1 protein-coding gene is annotated in these 1,094 nt (G+C 65.8%); it reads left to right on the top strand.

Annotated elements, in window-relative coordinates; genetic code table 11:
• Nucleotides 1–1,075, top strand: a 1,075-nt coding sequence (locus AC1DTN_RS37270; protein WP_477925108.1) for an ABC transporter permease, incomplete at its 5' end; no start/stop codon positions are given.
• Nucleotides 1,076–1,094: the final 19 nt, after the last annotated feature.

Below are 1,094 nucleotides of genomic sequence, written 5' to 3' on the forward strand. Positions count from 1 at the left end.
GTTCCTGGCCGTGCTCAAGGATTCGGCCAGCCGGGCCATCCTGGTCGTGCCGTCGCTGATGCAAAGCCTGCTGTTCGGCTATGCCGCCACCTACGACCTGAGCAATGTCGACTACGCGCTGCTCGACCAGAGCCGCAGCGGCGCCTCGGTCGCGCTGATCGCCAGGATCGACGGCACCGGCGTGTTCCATCGCGCCGCGACCTTGCGCACGCAGCAGGACATCGCGCGGGTGATCGACACGCAGAAGGCGCTGCTCGTGGTCCAGATCGGTCCGCGCTTCGAGCAACAGCTCAGCGCGGGAGAAGACGCCCCCATCCAGTTGATCGTCGACGCGCGCAATTCAAACACCGCGGGCTCCGCCGCCGGCTTCGTCAGCGCCGTCGTGACGGCCTTCAACGACGAATGGCGCGAGCAGCATGGCGGCGGCAAGCCGCCGGTGACGGTCGTATCGCGCGCCTGGTACAACCCGAACCTGGAGACACGCTGGAACTTCATGCCCGGCATGATCGCCGCGCTCAGCATGCTGCAGACCTTGCTGCTGACCGCCCTTTCGGTGGCGCGCGAGCGCGAGCAGGGCACTTTCGACCAATTGCTGGTGACGCCGCTGTCGCCGACCGAGATCATGATCGGCAAGGCCGTGCCGCCAGTGCTGATCGGACTGGTGCAATCCACCATCGTGCTGCTGATCACCTTGCTGTGGTTCCGGGTGCCCATGGCCGGCTCCTTCATCACGCTCTACGCCGGCCTCACCTGCTTCACTATCGCGAGCGTGGGCATCGGGCTGTCGATCTCGGCGGTGTCGGCCAACATGCAGCAGGCCATGCTCTACACCTTCGTGCTGGTCATGCCGATGATGCTGCTGTCCGGCCTGACGACACCGGTGAGCAACATGCCGCACCCGCTGCAGATCGCGACGCTGGCGAACCCGCTGCGCTTCGCGATCGACCTGGTGCAGCGCGTCTACCTCGAGGGCGTCGGCCTGCTCACGGTCTGGCACAACCTCATTCCGCTCATGATCATCGCGGCCATCACGCTGCCTCTGGCGGCGTGGCTGTTCCGCAACCGGCTCGTCTGAAACGGGAGAAGCCATGAAG

The sequence above is a fragment of the Rhizobium sp. 01T444 genome (genome assembly GCF_056398305.1).